17 protein-coding genes and 1 pseudogene are annotated in these 16939 nt (G+C 68.1%); 8 read left to right on the top strand and 10 right to left on the bottom strand.

The window, feature by feature from the left end; all coding sequences use genetic code 11:
* The first annotated feature begins 26 nt into the window (after positions 1-26).
* Positions 27-749 (top strand): maleylpyruvate isomerase family mycothiol-dependent enzyme, encoded by a 723-nt coding sequence (locus tag ABW137_RS08810; RefSeq protein WP_526398953.1) that lies wholly within the window; start codon positions 27-29, stop codon positions 747-749.
* A gap of 5 nt (positions 750-754) precedes the next feature.
* Here the strand turns inward: ABW137_RS08810 and ABW137_RS08805 are convergent, their stop codons facing one another.
* From ABW137_RS08805 to ABW137_RS08795, 3 genes and pseudogenes are all read right to left on the bottom strand, one after another.
* The gene (locus ABW137_RS08805) at positions 755-1645 is read right to left on the bottom strand and encodes an LLM class flavin-dependent oxidoreductase (protein WP_526398948.1); all 891 of its coding nucleotides are present in this window, start codon (positions 1643-1645) and stop codon (positions 755-757) included.
* Positions 1642-2414 (bottom strand): annotated as a pseudogene (locus ABW137_RS08800) (SDR family NAD(P)-dependent oxidoreductase). The gene ABW137_RS08805 and the pseudogene ABW137_RS08800 overlap by 4 nt, the downstream one beginning before the upstream one ends.
* Before the next feature lie 34 nt (positions 2415-2448).
* A complete protein-coding gene (locus tag ABW137_RS08795) occupies positions 2449-3534 on the bottom strand; it encodes an alkene reductase (RefSeq protein WP_526398946.1) in 1086 nt (361 codons plus the stop codon).
* A gap of 207 nt (positions 3535-3741) precedes the next feature.
* Here ABW137_RS08795 and ABW137_RS08790 point away from each other — a divergent pair, with 207 nt between their 5' ends.
* A complete protein-coding gene (locus ABW137_RS08790; RefSeq protein ID WP_526398944.1) occupies positions 3742-4254 on the top strand; it encodes a MarR family winged helix-turn-helix transcriptional regulator in 513 nt (170 codons plus the stop codon).
* 54 nt (positions 4255-4308) lie between these two features.
* Here the strand turns inward: ABW137_RS08790 and ABW137_RS08785 are convergent, their stop codons facing one another.
* From ABW137_RS08785 to ABW137_RS08770, 4 genes are all read right to left on the bottom strand, one after another.
* Positions 4309-4776 (bottom strand): DUF1348 family protein, encoded by a 468-nt coding sequence (locus ABW137_RS08785; protein WP_526398943.1) that lies wholly within the window; start codon positions 4774-4776, stop codon positions 4309-4311.
* Positions 4776-5402 (bottom strand): isochorismatase family protein, encoded by a 627-nt coding sequence (locus ABW137_RS08780; protein WP_526398941.1) that lies wholly within the window; start codon positions 5400-5402, stop codon positions 4776-4778. Before ABW137_RS08780 ends, ABW137_RS08785 begins: the two co-directional genes overlap by 1 nt.
* A gap of 169 nt (positions 5403-5571) precedes the next feature.
* Positions 5572-8313, bottom strand: a complete 2742-nt coding sequence (locus ABW137_RS08775) for a LuxR C-terminal-related transcriptional regulator (RefSeq protein WP_526398939.1) — start codon at positions 8311-8313, stop codon at positions 5572-5574.
* 136 nt (positions 8314-8449) lie between these two features.
* On the bottom strand, positions 8450-8878 hold the full coding sequence (locus ABW137_RS08770; protein WP_526398937.1) for a MarR family winged helix-turn-helix transcriptional regulator: 429 nt from the start codon (positions 8876-8878) through the stop codon (positions 8450-8452).
* A 308-nt stretch (positions 8879-9186) separates the two neighbouring features.
* On the opposite strand from ABW137_RS08770, the gene ABW137_RS08765 reads away from it, so the two are divergent.
* The 3 genes from ABW137_RS08765 to ABW137_RS08755 all read left to right on the top strand — a co-directional run bounded on the left by ABW137_RS08765 (position 9187) and on the right by ABW137_RS08755 (position 10970).
* Entirely contained in the window at positions 9187-9783 is a 597-nt protein-coding gene (locus tag ABW137_RS08765; RefSeq protein ID WP_526398951.1) for an MspA family porin, read from the top strand.
* Positions 9784-9798: 15 nt separating this feature from the next.
* Positions 9799-10287, top strand: a complete 489-nt coding sequence (locus tag ABW137_RS08760; protein ID WP_526398935.1) for a hypothetical protein — start codon at positions 9799-9801, stop codon at positions 10285-10287.
* Positions 10288-10562: 275 nt separating this feature from the next.
* Positions 10563-10970 carry an ester cyclase gene (locus ABW137_RS08755; RefSeq protein WP_526398933.1) on the top strand — a complete coding sequence of 136 codons (408 nt, stop codon included), beginning with the start codon at positions 10563-10565 and terminating at the stop codon, positions 10968-10970.
* Positions 10971-11025: 55 nt separating this feature from the next.
* On the opposite strand, the gene ABW137_RS08750 is transcribed toward ABW137_RS08755, so the two are convergent.
* A complete protein-coding gene (locus ABW137_RS08750) occupies positions 11026-11907 on the bottom strand; it encodes an SDR family oxidoreductase (protein ID WP_526398931.1) in 882 nt (293 codons plus the stop codon).
* An 84-nt stretch (positions 11908-11991) separates the two neighbouring features.
* Between ABW137_RS08750 and ABW137_RS08745 the strand changes: the two genes are divergently transcribed.
* Entirely contained in the window at positions 11992-12570 is a 579-nt protein-coding gene (locus tag ABW137_RS08745; protein WP_526398929.1) for a TetR/AcrR family transcriptional regulator, read from the top strand.
* A 3-nt stretch (positions 12571-12573) separates the two neighbouring features.
* Here the strand turns inward: ABW137_RS08745 and ABW137_RS08740 are convergent, their stop codons facing one another.
* A complete protein-coding gene (locus tag ABW137_RS08740; protein ID WP_526398949.1) occupies positions 12574-13875 on the bottom strand; it encodes an Ig-like domain-containing protein in 1302 nt (433 codons plus the stop codon).
* 413 nt (positions 13876-14288) lie between these two features.
* On the opposite strand from ABW137_RS08740, the gene ABW137_RS08735 reads away from it, so the two are divergent.
* A complete protein-coding gene (locus tag ABW137_RS08735) occupies positions 14289-15251 on the top strand; it encodes an alpha/beta hydrolase (RefSeq protein WP_526398927.1) in 963 nt (320 codons plus the stop codon).
* Between the two features lie 79 nt (positions 15252-15330).
* On the opposite strand, the gene ABW137_RS08730 is transcribed toward ABW137_RS08735, so the two are convergent.
* Entirely contained in the window at positions 15331-16230 is a 900-nt protein-coding gene (locus ABW137_RS08730) for an NYN domain-containing protein (protein ID WP_526398925.1), read from the bottom strand.
* Positions 16231-16477: 247 nt separating this feature from the next.
* Here ABW137_RS08730 and ABW137_RS08725 point away from each other — a divergent pair.
* Positions 16478-16939 (top strand): class I SAM-dependent methyltransferase (locus ABW137_RS08725; protein WP_526398923.1); only part of this gene is annotated, 462 nt, incomplete at its 3' end.

Genomic DNA, 16939 nt, shown 5'->3' with positions numbered 1-16939 from the left:
CACGACGATCGTCAAGTAGGCATCCGATGGCGTTCGACGCACTCGACCTCTCCGAGCGACTCCTGATCGCCCGCCGCGGCACCGCGTACCTGGCGCAGCGCGTCGCCGAGCTGACCGATTCCGACTTCGACGGTGACACCCTGCTCGACGGATGGACGCGGCGGCATCTGGTGGCCCACGCGGCCTACAACGCGGTGGCGCTCTGCCGGCTGCTGGACTGGGCCGCGACCGGGGAGGAGACGCCGATGTACGCCTCCACCGAGCACCGTGCTCGCGAGATCGCGGAAGGCGCCACACTCAACGCGGGCGCGTTGCGAAACCTGTTCGCGCACAGTTGTGCACGGTTGGACGAGAAGTGGCGGCACTTGCCGAGTGCCGCCTGGCTCGAGACGGTGCGCACCGCGCAGGGCCGCCAGGTGCCCGCCGAGGAGACGGTCTGGATGCGCACCCGCGAGGTGTGGATCCACGCGGTCGACCTCGACAACGGGGGGCGGTTCGCCGACTTTCCCGTCCCGGTCTTGGACTCGCTGCTCACCGACGTCGTCGGAGCGTGGCGCACCAGGGGCGACGGGGCCGGCCGGGTCCTCGCCGTCGACGGTCGCGAACCCGTCGCGGTGCACGACGACGCCGCGCCGTCGACGACGGTGTCGGGTGCGCTGCCCGCCGTGGTCCGCTGGGCGACCGGTCGCGGCGCCATCGGCGTCACGACCGGCACCGCGGGGGACGCCGTCGCGCCGCGGTGGCTATAGCCGGGTCATCGCCGATGCTCGGCGACCGCGCGACGCACCGCGGGCACGACCTCCTCGGCGAACGTCCGCGTCTGGCCGAGGTCGTCGTCGGGTGCGGCGAAGATGAACGTGTCGATGCCGGTCTCGACGGCCAGTGAGGTCAGGTTGTCGGTCCACTGCGTGACCGTGCCCGTGAACGGATCGCCGGATGCGTTCGTACCGATCTCACCGAACACGTTGTAGGCCCGCACGATCGACGCGGGATCGCGGCCTGCGTCGGCCGCACCGCGGTCGATCTGGCCGCTCATTCCGGGAAGCGCCTCCGGCGGAAAGTAGGAGTTCGACGGTAGCCAACCGTCGGCGTGTCCACCGAGGTACCGAAGCAGCTTGGGACCGCCGACGCCGAGCCAGATTTGCATGTCGTGGGCCGGCTGGGGCCCCGGGTGCAGGCCCTTGAGGCGGTAGAACTCGCCGTCGTAACTGACCGACCGCTGGCCCGACCACATCAGCCGCGTCACCTCGACCGCGTCGCGCAGCGCTTGAGCGGCCTCCCCCGGAGAGCGCCGCGGCCCGCCCATGGCGACGACGGCGTCCCAAAAGGCGCCTGCCCCAAGCGCCAGTTCCATCCGGCCGCCGGAGATGACGTCGAGGCTCGCCGCCGCCTTGGCGATGACCGCGGGATTGTGCAGCGGGAGATTGGCCACGTCGGGCACCACCCGCACCCGGTCGGTGCGCGCCAGCAGCGTCGACATGAACGCCCAGGCATCGAGAAAGTGCCTCTGATACGGATGGTCCTGTACGCCAATGAAGTTCAGGTGCTCATCGGCGAGCTGGGCGATGGCATAACTGTTGTCGAGGAGCTCGGGACTCGGCGTCACGAAGACCCCGAACTGCAGCTCCCGTCCGTAGTCGGTCATCGCATCCACCCGCCTGCCACGTCGAGTGTCGATCCGGTGATGTAGGAGGCATTCTGCGACAGCAGGAATGCGACCGTGTCGGCGATCTCCTCGGGTCGCGCGAGTCGGCCCAGCGCGTTCATCGAACGGGTCACCAGGTGGGGCGCGACGTCGGCCAGCGCGGGATGGACGTAGTCCGCCCCGTTCTCGGCCGCCATGTCGGTGGCCGTGCCGCCGGGTGCGACGGCGTAATGGCGATGCCGACCTCGGCCAGCTCCGGTGCGAGGTTGAGCGCCATGGCGCTGACCGCAGCCTTGCTTGCGGCGTACAGCGTGTGGTGGTGCACGGCGATGCGCGCGCTGACCGACGACGTCAGCACGATGCGGCTGCCGGGCGGCATGACGGCGGCCGCGGCTTGCACCGCGAACAACTGGCCACCGACGTTGGTGCGGAACACGTTCTCGAAGTCGGCAAGGGTGATGTCGGCCAGCGGGGCGAAGTGCTCGATGCCGGCGTTGCTCGCCAGCAGGTGCAGGGCCCCGAACTCCTCGACCACCTTGGCCACGACGTCGGCGATCCGAGCGGGATCGGTGACGTCGCCGCCGAACGACTCGGCGCGGTGCCCGCGCGAGCGCAGGTCCTCGACGAGCTCGTCGGCGGCGCCGGCGTTGGACCGGTAGTTGATGGCGACCGTGGCGCCCGCCTCGGCCAGTCGCCGCGCGATGGCGGCTCCGATGCCGCGGCTTCCGCCGGTGATCAAGGCAACGCGACCCTCGAATGTCGTACTCATGTCTGTTCTCTCGTTCTATGGTCGGGGCTCGGAGTCACGCCGGGGTCGGTACCGCGTCGAGTGCCGGATAGTCGGTGTATCCGCGGTCGTCGCCGCCGTAGAAGGTGGCGCGGTCGGGCGCGTTCAGCGGGGACCCGGCGGCGAGGCGTCGGGGCAGATCGGGGTTGGCCAGGAACGCCGCTCCGAATGCCAGCAGGTCGGCGGTGCCGTCCTCGACGAGGCCGAGTTCATCCGGACCGGTGATCGCTCCCGGGGTGGCCGGATTGAGGATGAAGGTTCCGCCGAACCGGTGGCGCAGCTCGTGGGTGAAGTCGCGATCGCCCGTCTCCAGCAGGTGCAGGTACGCCAATCCCCTGGGTGCCAGCTCGTCGACCAATGCGAGATAGGTGTCGCGGTAGTCGTCTTCGCGAATGTCGTTGAGCGGATTGTTCGGTGAGATGCGAAGGCCGACACGATCGGAGCCGATCTCGGCCGCCACTGCATCGACGACGCGCAGGGTCAAGCGGATGCGATTCTCGACCGAACCGCCCCACCGGTCGCTGCGCAGGTTGGCATTGGTCGACAGGAACTGGTGCAGCAGATAGCCATTCGCGCCGTGCACCTCGACGCCGTCGAAGCCGGCGGCGACGGCGTTGCGGGCCGCCGCGGCGAAGTCGAGCACCGTCTCGGTGATCTGCTCCTCGCTCAGTTCGTCGGGTACGACGAAGGGCTGCATTCCGTCGAGGGTGAAGACCTCACCGGACGGTGCGACCGGTGACGGGGCGACGGGGACCAGGCCCGACGGCAGCAGGCTCGGATGGCCGATGCGGCCGGTGTGCATGAGTTGGGCGAAGATGACGCCGCCGTTGGCGTGTACGGCGTCGGTGACCGCCCTCCACGCTTCGACCTGCTCGACGGAGTGCAGTCCGGGGGTGTTCGGATACCCCTGGCCGATCACCGACGGCTGCGTGCCCTCCGTGATGATCAGGCCGGCGCCGGCCCGCTGGCCGTAGTACTCGGCCATGCTCGCCGTCGGAGACGCCCCCGCGCCGTACGCGCGGCTGCGCGTCATCGGTGACATCACGATGCGGTTCTTCAGTTCGGTGGCACCCACGGTGGTGGAGTCGAAAGCAGTGGTCATGAGCAATCCTTCGTCGTGTTCTCTCGTCGGCGTGTTCTCTCGTCGGCCACGGGCTCGTGACCTCATCGTCGCCTGCGCGCCGCTGCACAGCCGATTACCTGTCCGAACAGTTATATGCGCTTTCCCATTCCATCGTCGCCAAATTCCTTCTCTTGCTGCGATGATTGAAGGATCGTCCAGGGCGACCAACGAGTAGACTGCTCGGACATGAAGCGTTCGCCCGACCCCGACGGCCCGACCGAGGACCCGCTCGGTTCCAGCGTTCCGCTGCCCGCGGCCGCGCAGAGCGGCCCCATCAGTCACGCCATCTTCCGCGTGGCACGGCTGCACCGGATGATCGCCGGACATCTGTTGCGCGAGGTGGGTCTGCACCCCGGGCAGGAGATCGTCATGATGCACCTGTGGCAGGCCGGGCCCCAACGCCAGGTCGACCTGGTCCGGGTGCTGGACTCGGACGCCGCCACGATGACCAGGACGATCCGGCGGCTGGAGAACGCGGGGTTCGTCCGCCGCCTGGCGGCACCGGCCGACAAGCGCGCCTCGCTGATCGAACCCACTCCCGCGAGCATCCCGCTGCGCGAACGCGTCGAGGGTATCTGGGCCGAACTCGAAGATGCCGCCGTCGGCGGCCTCGGTGGCGCGCAGTGTCAGGTCATCGAGGACAGCCTCCTCACGTTGGAGGCTCGCCTGGGCCGCGTCGCGGACGGTTTGGCGCGCTAGGCCGTAGGCAGTGAAGTGCGTGCGGTGATGGGAGCCTCCGATCGTCGAAATGGCCTACCAAATCGGGATGTCGCGGCCGGTGCCTCGGTGCTCCTCGGGCCGGGGGCCGAAGTAGCGGCGTTCGGACTCGTCGATGGCCAGGTCGTTGATGCTGGCTTCGCGCCGGGACATCAGTCCATTGCCGTCGAACTCCCACAGTTCGTTGCCATAGCTGCGCCACCACTGGCCGCGTAGGTCACGGCACTCGTACTGGAAGCGCACCGCGATCCTGCTGCCGTGAAAGTCCCACAGGCTCTTGCGCAACGAGTAATCGAGTTCTCGCTGCCACTTCGCCGCCAGGAACTCGACGATGCGATCGCGGCCGGTGAGAAAGACGTCTCGGTTCCGCCAGACGCTGTTGGGGGTGTAGGCCAAGCTGACCCGGTCGGGGTCGCACGTGTTCCAGGCGTCCTCGGCGGCCTGCACCTTCTGCGCGGCCGTCTCCAAGTCGAAGGGCGGGAACGGCGGACGAGTCTCGGCCATCATCGGCTCGCGAAGGCCATCATCGAACTGTAGGCAGGAATCGCGTACTGGCCGAATATCGGTGCGATCTCGGATCCCCCATCGTTTCGCCAGTCGCGCAGCAACTCCGCGGCGATCGATACGGTGCTGGTGAGCACGACGCCCGCCCGCGACATCCGGTCGGACGCGGCGCTTGCCGCCAAGCCACTCCACGTTCCCGAGGCATCCAGCACTGCCCACACGCCGTACCCCTCGGCCACGGCGGACATGCCGCTGAATGCGACGCAGACATCGGTACTGATCCCCGAGATGATCACTTGATCGCGCCCGGTGGCGGCGACGGCCGCCTTGAACTCGTCGTTGTCCATCGCGTCGACCTCGCCCGGCCGCCGCACCACCAACGCATCCGGTAGTTCCGCGGCGAGCTCTCCGATCACGGGACCATTGGCGCCATCGTCGGAACTCGTGGTCACGACGGTCGGAAGATCGAACGTCTTCGCCATCTTGGCCAACGCAATCACGTTGCGGCGCAGCTCTTCCTGATCGTGATCCTTGACGCCCATCAGCAGACCGGCTTGATGGTCGACGAAGAGCATGGCTGCTCGATCCCGGTCGAGCTTCACGGTGGGGTACGAGGGGGACGACATGGTGCACTCCTAGGGTCGGGGACGACGAATGTCCGATCGAGTTCGGCGGCTCCTGCGCGGTCGCCGATTGCGACCACGCTGCCGAGCCTATGAAGCGTCGGCGGACGTTGCCTGCGCATTCGAGTTCGGCGGCACCAAGTTAGGTGGTTTTCACCGAACGGTGCCGACGCTACGAGCGTCGCGCGGGATGGCCGCCGGGCGCTGACCGTCCCTGGCCCGTCGGCGACACCGGAAGTGCATGACGAATGTCCCGACGCGAAGTGACGCCCAATTTCGAGAAGATGCTTCGTAGGTGCGCGTCGACGGTGCGTGGACTGAGCACCAGCTCGGCGGCGACCTCCTTGGAAGTCTTGCCGTCGGCCACGCGCTCGGCGACCGCGAGTTCCTGGTCCGAGAGCCCACCGATGCGGCCACGCGGCTGCGGCGCCATCTCACCGGCGGCCCGCAATTCCCGCGCCGCGCGCTTCGCAAACAGCGTCGCACCTGAGACGGAGAACGCATCGAAGGCCTCACGCAGATGGGTGCGCGCGTCGCTGCGCCGTTGGCGGCGCCGGAGCCACTCGCCGAAAAGCAGCTGACTGCGCGCCAATTGGATCGGCGTCCGACTAGCCCGCAGGTAGTCGACGGACTCTGCGAACAACCTCTCGGCGTCCGACTCCGCGCTCAGCAGGGCTTGGCAACGTCGGTGAATGCCCAGCGCCCATGGGGTGCCAGCAGCTTCTGCATGTGCCCCGAGTCGATCGGAGAGGTCGACCGCCATGTCCCTGCGATCGCCGAAGGCGGCCGCCTCCACGAGCTCCGGTGGAATGAACACGTGGAACCCGAGCTCGTCGAGGCCGGAGCCGGCCGCGGCCGCGGCGAGCGCCTGGCGATAGTTGCCCGTCCCGTTGTGCAAGAGCAGCCGCGCGTACGTCACCGCGGCCACTTGCCTGGGTCCCAGTCCCGTGGGCGCCGAACTCGTCAGCCGTTCGCCAAGCTGCTCGGCGGTGCGACGATCGCCGCGCCACGCGGCGACTCCGAGTTCGACGAGCTCGGGCACGACGTCGGAGAACTGCTTGGCCTCGGCGACGCGTGCCGCCGCGAGATCCAACTCACCGGCGTGCAGGTGAACCAAGGCTCGGGATGTCAGCGAAACGGGAAGCACGCCAACCCTTCCCGCGTCACGCACCGCCGTAAGCTGCTCGTCGACGATGGCGGCGAGAGCGTGATCGTCCCATGCGATGCTGCATACGATCCACGCCGACGCCGGGTCGAGACCCTCCGGGCGGGTGGCGTGCTCGAGCAACGCGGCCACGGCCCGGCGCGCGTGGGCAACGGCCGCGGCGCGGTCGCCGAACATGGCCGAGGCCAACGCGGGCGAGACGAGGTCGGCGGGCCCGGTGCCGTCGGAATCCGACGCCGGGCGTTCGAGCGCGGGGGCTTCCTCGTTCGCGTCAGTACCGCGGCCGGTCCAGTACTCGGCGACCAGGGCCTGCAAGTGAACTGGCGCCCCCGGGCCGAGTTCGCGCGTGTCCAATCGCTCCGCCGCAGCCACCAGTCTCCTGGCCTCGTCAACCCGACGCGTCCTGGCGAACGCCGTTTGGGCATCGACGGCATCGAGGCGCGCGACGTTCGTCTCGTCGGTGGCGTCGAGGCGCGCCGCTGCGCTCAGGTCGGCCGCGGCGTCGAGGTCGCCGGCGTCCAGCTTCACGGCAGCTGCGTGGACCGTCAGTTGGAAGCGTCGTCGCGGGTCGGCCGTGAGGGCGGCACCGCGTTCGAGAAAGGCTGCCGCCGCGGCGACTCCACCTCTGCTGCTGGCAAGCTCGGCATTGGCCTCCAGTTCCCGCGAGATGGCCTCGTTGGCGCCGACCACGGCCTGACCTCGATGCCATGCGCGGCGGTCGGGCGCGGTCACCCCATCGGTGGCCGACGCCACCACGTCGTGGCTTGCTCGGCGCTGCGACGCATCCGCACAGTGGTAGATCACCGACCGCACCAACGGGTGGGCAAACGCGACGCGTCTGCCGATGGTGATCGACAGGGCGTCGGCGGCCGCTGCCGCCGATCCGTACACGCCTGCCAATTGCGCTGCCCGCCACAGCAATGCGGGATCACCCGTGGGGTCACTGGCGGCGAGCAGCGCGAAGGTCCGCGCTGCTTCGGTGAGGCCGGCGAGGCGGTGTGCATAGTCGTCGATCAACGGCGTCGGGGGTGTGATGATCCCTGGAAGCGCGTAGCCGCCTGCCAGGTCGGAAGCGACGCGCACGCAGGCGATGTCCGCGATCGCCGCGGGTATGCCCCGCGCCTCGCCGAGGATCTGATCACGCACCGCATCGTCGAGCGGCGCAGGCAGAGTCGAGGACAGAAGTCGTCGGGCTCCGTCGTGCGACAGCGGCGTCAGCCGAAGTTGAGGCAGTTCGTCGAGGGCCACGATCCCGTGGTTCGGTCGGGCGGCAAAGACCACGGCCACCGGTTCGTGGCCCAGGCGCCTCGCCGCGAGGACGAGCGCCTCGGCGCTGGCCGAGTCGAGGTGCTGGGAATCGTCGATGAGACACAGGGTGGGGGTCACCACCGTCAACATCGCGACCACACCCAGGCCGACCTGGAACGGATCAGGTTGGCCGGGCCGCAGTCCGAAGGCCATCTCGAGTGCGGCACGACGTGGTCCGGGCAGGGTGGGCAGCAACGGCAGCCTCGGCGCCAACAGGTGCTGCAGCGCGGCGAAGGGCATGCGGGACTCGAACTCGACGGCCCGGGTCCTCAGGATGGCGAAATCCGCGGCCATCGTCTCGACTTCGTCGAGCAGTGATGACTTTCCGAGTCCAGCGGCGCCACCTACGACCAAGCCCGCCGATGCCCCGGTGCGCGAGGCGTCCAGGAGCTTGCGAAGCTCCGCGACCTCGGTGCGCCTTCCCATCTGCGCCAAATCCACGAAATCCTCCATGAGCGGTGGAGTCGCCGTGCCTGGACCGTCTGGTCGGTGTTCACAGCCTTCCAGAGCATGACACATCACGCTTGGCCTGAGGAAATCTTCGGCGCCTTCGCGGACCGTCGAACCTGCGGTGCCGTCAGTCGGGAGCCGCCGCGCCCAATCCGGTGCGCCGCAGGTTCGCCAGGACGAGCTCCAATGCCTCCGTCAGGGAGGACAGCACCTCCGTCGGCAGAGGATCGAAGAACAATCGGCCAACCAGATCGAGGTGCGCAGGCGCCGCCGCTGAGATCATGCGGCGGCCCTCGCCAGTCAGCAGTGCGTCGGTGGCGCGCCGGTCAGTCGACGAGGGGCGCCGCTCCGTGAGACCACGTTCGCACATTCGCCGAAGCTGGTGCGAGACGCGACTGCGTTCCCATCCGAGCTCGATGGCGAGGTCGGATACCTGCATCACCTCGCCAGGCCGGCCGCTGAGCGCCAAGAGGACTTCGTAATCGGCCAGGGACAGCCCGCTGTCTCTGACCAGCTGTCGGTTCATCTCGTAGTGCATGCGCAGCTGTACGTGCATGAACGCCGTCCATGCGCGCTCCTGTTGCGTCGTCAGGCATCGCCGGCCCCTGGTTGATGACACTGCGTTCTAACCTCCGAGTGACTGCGGCCGACCCGACACCGTCGGCGCAGACGTCGAGCACAATGGCATGACCCGATCCACCTTCGACGGGGTGTCGGCGGGATTAGGCAGAGTTCACCGATGCAAAGTCCGCCGCCGGTGGCGACCATGGGCCCGTGACACTCACAGTTCGACAGGAGCCTCGACCGCACGCCCCGCGGAATCGGCGATCCCGCCTTCTGCGGTCGGCGGCATGCCCGATCGTGATGCCGGCCTTGGTGATCGGTATGTCATTCGGGAGCTCGCCTGTCGCACAGGCTGAATCGACGGAGATGGCTCCGCAGCACTACGTGAAGAACACCCGCGACGGGTGGAGTCTTTCGATCGACATCGCCGGCGAACGGGTGAATTCGGTCCCGAACCTGGCGGCGGCGGCGAACTCGCGCGAGGCCTTCGTCACGTTCTCCGCGACTGCGCGGGCTACCGGAGGGGGAGCACCCATCACGGACAGCGTGTTCATCGCCGGGTATCAGTTGGGCTGCCAATCCGACGTGTCGAGCGGGTTGGGCGTCGGTGGCGCTGGTGCCTTCGGCGGTAACGCATCACTGACGGGCCTGCCTGCGGGCGCCGGTGGCCTGACGGGGTTCCTCCAGACCACGATCCAACCCGGTGTGATCGTCGACGTTCCCATGGCCAACATGGCGCTCAATGACGGCACCGCCATGTTGGACGTCGACAACATCCACATCAAGGCCGACGCCTGCGGCGGCGACGTCACCATCAGGTCCTACGCCTATCTGCGGACCTCAACTGCTGCAGCACATTCGGAATTCGCAATCTACGGCGACCCCATCAAGATCTGACGACGGGAGGGCACCGTGAAGACTCGTCTGACACAGTTCGCCGCGGCACTGGTGGCCTCGGGAGTCGCAACGGCGGCATCCGCCTCGGCCGAACCGAGTCCAGGCCCGCCGCCCTTCGTCCCGCCCAACTACGGCTACCCTCCGGTGGGCCTCCTCGCCCCCGGGGTCGTGGGCAGGCCCTACGGCTACGCGACGTTCTGGAATCCGATTCCCCCCGGGGGCGCGCAGGGTCTGTTCGACGCCGCCGGTGTCGGGATAGCCACCAATGCCGACCCCGGCCAAACGGACGTCGGCATGCCGGGGTCGCGACTGGGCAACGTGCCCAACAGGATTGGCCCGTACGGTCCCGCGCCCGGAGTGCGCACCTCCGACAGCGCAACCGGTGGGGTGAACGTCGACGCCACCGGAGTGTCCACCAATTTGGAGGACCCCTACGGTCGGCCGCCGATGGGGCCACCACAGGGCATCGAATCGGTCCTGCCCGGCCCCGTCCTCGGTCCGTGACGACCCTTGAAGACGATCGCCAGCGCAACGCCACCGCGGAGGTCCGCCCCTCACGAGATAGGCAGGTTGGCAGTGCTCATCGCGGTCACGGACTCCTGACGCCCCATCTCCAGGGCGCGCCGTGGATCGATGAGCACCGCCCATCGGTGGAGCGGCGCGGATTGCGCCATGGCGCGTACCGACCACGACCTTCGGCGATTAGGCGATTAGGCGAGGTTCACCGATGCGCGCATCGTCGCACCAGTCCATGATGGGCGAGGCGAGAGGACGCAACCATGAGCAATCGCGAGGAGTACGAAGCGCTGTATCAGTCCTACCTCGGGCTGTGCAACGCGCATGACTTCGACGGGATGACGGCGTTCTACACGCCGACCATCACCGTCAACGACGTCCCCATCCAGGCGAGTGCCGTCACGGAGCAGTTCGCGCCGTTGGTGCACGCCTTCCCCGACTGGCGTTGGGAGGTCCGCAGTCTGGTGACCGACCGCGACCTCATTGCCCTGCACTTCACGGTCACCGGCACCCATCTCGGCAGCTTTCAGGGCATCGAGGCGACCGGCCGCCGCATCGCGGTACCCGAGTTCACGCTGTACCGCGTCGAGGACGGGAAGTTCGCGCAGGTGTGGGATCTTCTCGACGTGGACGCCCTGCTGCGACAAATCGGCGCGGCCGACGCGCACTGACCAGGCCATGGCTGCTCGCCGTCGACGGGCGGTGCGGCGCCGTTGCCGGAACCGCTTACGGCTGAATGTTTTCCAGGTCGTCGAGGAGGTTCGGGCGCGTCGGCTGCCATCCGAGGGTGGCGCGGGTGTAGGCGCTTGACGCGGGCTGATCGAGGGCAAAGATGGGACCGAACGGGCCGAACTGGTCCTCCGGCGCCGACGCGACCGGCAGGTTCAGGCGTCTGCCGATGACCGTCGCGATGTCGCGCACCTGGTCGCCCTCGTCGTCGACGGCGTGCCATGCCGTTCCGGCCGGGGCCCCCTCGAGGGCCAGGCGGAAGAGGACCGCGGCGTCGAGCGCGTGCACGGCCGGCCAGCGCTGAGTGCCGTCGCCCGGATAGCCGGACACGCCGGTGCGGCGGGCGATATCGGTCAGCAGGCCTGCAAACCCGCCCTCGCCCTCGTTGTGCACGGTGCGCGGCAGCCGAATGGCCGTGCTGCGCACACCGTTCGAGGCAAGATCCAGCAGCGCCGTCACCGAACGGCTCCGACCACCCACGGGCCCGTCGGTCGGCAGTGGGTCGGTCTCGGTGGAGGTGCGGCCGGGCACCCAGGGCGTACCGGAGACCGTGACGATCGGGCGGTCACTTCCGATGAGCTCCCGTCCCAGCGCCTCGAGAGCTGCACTCTCCTCGGCAACTGCCTGCCCGAGCGCGCCAGGGCTGCCGTAGTCGCGTCCGAATGCCAGGCTGATCACGCCATCGCATTGCCGGGCGCCAGTCCGTAGAACGTCGAGGTCTGCCAGGTCGCCCCGAAGCGGTTCGGCGCCAGCATCTTTGACGGCGAGCGCGGAGCCGTCCGAGCGAGCCAGCGCGAGAACGGTGTGACCGTGGCCGAGAAGCTCGTTGACGACGGCAGAACCAACGACGCCGGTTCCGCCGGTGACGAATACGCGCATGGTGCTCCTACAAGTGATGGGACAGTTATCCCATCACCGTACACTCATGACGGGACATGTGTCCCATGACTAAGATCGGCTCCCATGGCGCGATGGGAACCCGGGGCGACCCAACGGCTCGTCGTCGCGGCCGTCGACCTGTTCACCGAGCAGGGGTACGACGCCACCACCGTGGCACAGATCGCCGAGCGTGCCGGCGTCACCAAGAGCACCTTCTTCCGGCACTTCTCCGACAAGCGTGAACTCCTGGTCGCCGGGCAAGAGACCTTGAGCAGGCTGCTCGCCGACGGGATCGGCGAAGCGCCCGAGGGCGCTAGTCCGCTCGAGGCGGTTGCCGCCGGTCTCGAGCGCGCGTCGAGTGCAATGGGCCCGGCCAACCGCGAGCTGGGCCCTCGGGTCAAGGCGGCCGTGGCGGCGAGTACGGAGCTTCAGGAACGGGACGCCCTCAAGAGCGTCGGCCTCGCAGCCGCGATGACGGCTGCCCTCACCGCCCGCGGGTTTCCCGAGCCGACCGCGCACCTTGCCGCCGAACTGGGAGTGCTCGCGTTCAAGCGGGGTTACGCCCAGTGGTCAGAAGGTGCCCGCGGCGACGCCGAAGACCTTGCGCCCCATGCGCTAGCCGCCCTGCAGGATCTGCGCTCGGCAGCCGCACTGCTCGGCTGACCCCTACGTGAGCTTGCTGCCCTCGCGCCACTGCGCCCACGGCACCGACCAATCGCCGTTCTGCCAAATCTGCAGCGGCTTGCCACCGGTGTTGCGTACCTCGACCACGTCACCCGGCACCGAGAAGTCGTAGAACCAGGCGGCGTTGTCGCCGCTGAGGTTCAGACAGCCGTGGGACACGTCGGTGTTGCCCTGGGCCCACACCGTCGAGTTCAGCTGGTGCAGGTAGATGCCGTCGGTGCTGATGCGCGTGGCATACGGGATGCTCTCGCGGTAGCCGAGCCGTGAGTTCGTCGGCAACCCGAACGTCGAGGAGTCCATGATCACCGGGTTGGCCTTGTCCATCACGGTGTAGACGCCCGACGGCGTCCAGAACGACAGCTCGGTGTTGCCGATGGTCTCGGTGCCGCCCATCCCCATCGACGTCGGCATCGTGCGCACCAACTTGCCGTTGTCGTAGACGCTGACCATCTTGGTGACGTCGTCGGCGATCGAAACATGGGCGTCGCCGATCTTGAACGACACCTCCTCGTCCTCGGCGCCGTACAGGCCTTCGCCCATCGCCATGCCGTAGATGTTGGCCGAGACCTTCACGGTGGTGCCCGGCGCGTAGTAGTTCTGCGGCCGCCAGTGCGCGGTGGTGTCGGAGGTCCAGTACCAGGCGCCCTTCACCGGCGGGTCGGTGGTGACCGACAGATGCCGTTCGGCGTTGGCCTTGTCCTGAATGGCCTCGTCGAAGTGCGCGACGACGACGGTGCCGACGCCGTAGGTGGCGCCGTCCTGCAACAGTCCGCCCGCGGTGGTCTCCAGGTACAGCTCGGTCTGGTTGCTTGGCTCGACGGTGGTGAAGCTCGACTCCTGGTGCGACGGGATGCCCGTGGTTCCGAGCGCGTCGACCGACAGCGTGTAGGTGCGTCCGTAGCCGAGTTGGCTCAGCGGCTTCCACGCCTGGCCGTCCGGCGTCAGAACGCCGTCGATCACCTTGCCGCTGTCATTGGTCATGGTGACGCCGGTGATGGCGCCGCCGGTCGCGGTGATCAACACCGGGCCCGCGGGGTTGACGTCCTGAGCCGACGGGCGCGGCATGATCGCCAGCGAGGCCGGGGCAGGCGGCGGCGCTGGAGCGGGCTCCGCCTCGGCGAGGTCACGCGGCGCGGCGATCACCTGGCAGGCCCCTTGGCACCGCTCGGATCCACTGACGAGGACGCCTCCGAGCACGACCAGCACCACCAGGGATGCGGCCAACCAGGGCCCGCGGACACGACGAGTGGACTGCAACAAGACTCCAGAGTTGTTCGGCGCCAGCTGGATAGCGAGCCACAATGGTAAGGGTTTCGACGGCCGCCGACCCGTCCGGCGAGCGCCGGTGCGGATTCGTGATCGTCTTGTTCCACGGTGTTGGCCGAAGCTACCCGCGGACTCGTCGACGGCCCCGTCGACGTCGGTTGAACTCTATCCCGAACGGCGCGGTTCGCGGACCACGCCGTGGCCGTCATTCTTGCGTCAGACACGCCGATGAACACCCGCTGAGCAGCAGAAAGCCTTGTGGCTCACAGCAAATGGACAGACAACTCGGCGCTGCGGCGCGGTTGAGGTGGTAACGCGCGGGTAAGACTCGCCGAGTAACCATTGAGACACGACTCCCGGCAGCCGATCAAGGACGCGCGGCCGCCGGGCCATTTGCACGCGATGCGGGCTCGACGAGAGATGGGCAAGACATGACGTTGTTGAACAAACTTCGAAGGAGTGGGCGCCGGGTCGCGGTCGTTGCGCTCGTCGCCGCCGTGCTGCCCGGCCTGGTCGGTGTCGTGGGCGGTTCGGCGACCGCGGGCGCCTACTCCCCGCCCGGACTGCCGGTCGAGGACCTGATGGTGCCATCCGCCGCGATGGGCCACCCGATCCTGGTGCGGTTCCAGCCGGGCGGCTCGCACGCGGTGTACCTGCTCGACGGGCTGCGCGCCCGCGACGACAACAGCGGTTGGGACATCGAGACCAACGCGTTTGAGAAGTTCAACAACTCGGGCGTGTCGGTCGTGATGCCCGTGGGCGGCATGTCCAGCTTCTACACCAACTGGGAGCAGCCTGCCGTCGGGAACGGTCAGACCCAGCCCTACCAGTGGGAGACGTTCCTGACCTCGGAGCTGCCCGCGTACCTGTCGTCGACCAAGGGCATCTCCCCCACCGGCAACGCCGTCGTCGGGTTGTCGATGTCGGGCAGCGCGTCGCTGATCCTGGCGGCCTATCACCCCGGTCAGTTCACCTACGCCGGCTCGCTGTCGGGCTTCGAGCACCTGTCCGACGGCATCTGGCCGACGCTGGTCGGCGTGTCGATGCGCGACGCGGGCGGCTTCGACGCGCAGGCCATGTGGGGCCCGGGCGGCGGACCGGACTGGCAGCGCAACGACCCGACGCTGCAGGCTGGCCGGCTGGCGTCCAACGGCACCCGGATCTACGTCTACACCGGCAACGGAACCCCCAGCGAGCTCGGCGGCGGCGACCTGCCTGCCACCTTCCTCGAAGGCCTGACCAAGGACAGCAACGTCGCGTTCCAGAACGCCTATACCGCGGCGGGCGGGCGCAATGGCACGTTCAACTTCCCGCCCAACGGCACGCACAGCTGGCCGTACTGGAGCGCGCAGCTGGACCAGATGAAGCCGCAGATCATCTCGACGATCGGCTAGCAGCCCATCACCCTGCCGAGGGTGGGGTTCTTCCACGCCTCCCACGCAGGAGCGTGGATCAACCCCACGCTCGGCGGGCTCAGCCCTTCAACCGCACCATCCGGGTGGTCGAGCTCTCGTCGAGCTCGACCACTTCGGCGCGTGAGCGCAGGAAGTCGCTGAACGACCGGAACCCCAGCGACTTCTCGCTGAACGACGGATCCATCCGCTTCATCTGGGCCTTGACCGCCGAGTTGTGCAGCCATTCGACGTCGTCCTTCTCCAGGCCGATGCGCAGCGCGCGGGTCAGCAGCCCCGTGGCGTCGGCCTGCGGGTCGGGTGCCTCGGGTTCCTCCTCGACGGCCTGCGGTCGGGTGGCGCGTCGGCGCGGGGCGCGCTTCTTGGGCTCGGGCTCCGGCTCCTCCTTGCCTGCAGGCACGTCATCGGGTTCGAAGACCGGCACGCCGGGGAGCGCGTCGTAGATGACGAAGTCGTCGCACGCCGCGGCCAGCGACCGACTCGACGAGCCGGCTACCCCGATGCCGACGACGTAGCGGCCCAGCCGCTTGCACCGCTGCGCAAGCGCGATGTAGTCGGAGTCGCCAGCGACGATCACGACGTGGGTCAGGTCGGGCAGGCGGAACATGTCCTCGACGGCATCGACCGCGAGCCGGATGTCGGCGCCGTTCTTGCCGTACGCGGCGGCCGGAAACAGCTGCACCAGGTCGACGGCGCGGCCGACCAACTGGCCGCGGTAGCCGGCGTTGACGTCGGCCGACCAATCGGCGTAGGCCCTGGTCAGCACCAGCGTGCCGAAGGACGACGCGAAGTCGATGATGGCCCCGACGTCGACCGTGGCGCGCTGCAGGCGGTCGACCTCCAGACCCTTGGTCTTGTCGCGCTGGAACGAGCTGCGGCCGTTCACCTGGTCGTACCGCGAGATCACGATGTTGTCGAAGTCCAGGTAGACCGCGACGCGGGTGTCCTCACGTTCCGTCATGCGTCCAGTCTGTGCGCTACCGTCCGCACCCGCGGCGGCGGGTCGCATTCAGTGCAATTCAGCAATTGCCTTCGGCGCAGGCGAGCAAAGAGCGTCGAAGCTACCGATCTTGAATCGGGTGCGCTCCCGCGGATGTCGCGGTTCGCAGACGCGACATCCACAGGTAACGTCGAACTGCCGAGGTGGTGAAGCAGATGCCGTGCGGCGCGACCGCGACCACGAATTTCGAATGCCGACAAGGTGGATCATGAGTTCTTCCAACGACACGCAAACCCCGTCACCTGCGCAGTCCAAGTGGCTGTCGAAGTCGGCTGCCGAGACACGCGGGTCGGACAAGAAGGAAGTCCAGTTCCACTACGACATCTCCAACGACTTCTTCAAGCTGTGGCAGGACCCGAACCAGGTCTACAGCTGCGCGTACTTCGAGCGTGACGACATGACCCTCGAAGAGGCACAGATGGCGAAGATCGATCTGTCGCTCGGCAAGCTCGGGCTGGAGCCGGGCATGACGCTGCTCGACATCGGCTGCGGCTGGGGTGCGACGATCAACCGCGCGGTGGAGAAGTACGACGTCAACGTGATCGGTCTGACGCTCTCGGAGAACCAGAAGCGACACATCGAGCAGCACTGGATCGCCAACTCGACGAGCGACCGCAAGATGGAGGTTCGCCTGCAGCCGTGGGAGGACTTCGACGGCAAGGTGGACCGG

Origin of the sequence: Mycobacterium sp., assembly GCF_040509115.1 — a bacterium.
Classification (GTDB): Bacteria; Actinomycetota; Actinomycetes; order Mycobacteriales; family Mycobacteriaceae; genus Mycobacterium.
This window is presented reverse-complemented; position numbering and strand designations above follow the sequence as displayed.

Coding starts and splice junctions, on each gene's coding strand:
- ABW137_RS08810 (WP_526398953.1), top strand. CDS start 27: ATGGCGTTCGACGCACTCGACCTCTCCGAGCGACTCCTGATCGCCCGC.
- ABW137_RS08735 (WP_526398927.1), top strand. CDS start 14,289: ATGACGTTGTTGAACAAACTTCGAAGGAGTGGGCGCCGGGTCGCGGTC.
- ABW137_RS08745 (WP_526398929.1), top strand. CDS start 11,992: ATGGCGCGATGGGAACCCGGGGCGACCCAACGGCTCGTCGTCGCGGCC.
- ABW137_RS08770 (WP_526398937.1), bottom strand. CDS start 8,878: ATGCACGTACAGCTGCGCATGCACTACGAGATGAACCGACAGCTGGTC.
- ABW137_RS08750 (WP_526398931.1), bottom strand. CDS start 11,907: ATGCGCGTATTCGTCACCGGCGGAACCGGCGTCGTTGGTTCTGCCGTC.
- ABW137_RS08765 (WP_526398951.1), top strand. CDS start 9,187: ATGCCGGCCTTGGTGATCGGTATGTCATTCGGGAGCTCGCCTGTCGCA.
- ABW137_RS08805 (WP_526398948.1), bottom strand. CDS start 1,645: ATGACCGACTACGGACGGGAGCTGCAGTTCGGGGTCTTCGTGACGCCG.
- ABW137_RS08785 (WP_526398943.1), bottom strand. CDS start 4,776: ATGGCCGAGACTCGTCCGCCGTTCCCGCCCTTCGACTTGGAGACGGCC.
- ABW137_RS08795 (WP_526398946.1), bottom strand. CDS start 3,534: ATGACCACTGCTTTCGACTCCACCACCGTGGGTGCCACCGAACTGAAG.
- ABW137_RS08730 (WP_526398925.1), bottom strand. CDS start 16,230: ATGACGGAACGTGAGGACACCCGCGTCGCGGTCTACCTGGACTTCGAC.
- ABW137_RS08755 (WP_526398933.1), top strand. CDS start 10,563: ATGAGCAATCGCGAGGAGTACGAAGCGCTGTATCAGTCCTACCTCGGG.
- ABW137_RS08790 (WP_526398944.1), top strand. CDS start 3,742: ATGAAGCGTTCGCCCGACCCCGACGGCCCGACCGAGGACCCGCTCGGT.
- ABW137_RS08780 (WP_526398941.1), bottom strand. CDS start 5,402: ATGTCGTCCCCCTCGTACCCCACCGTGAAGCTCGACCGGGATCGAGCA.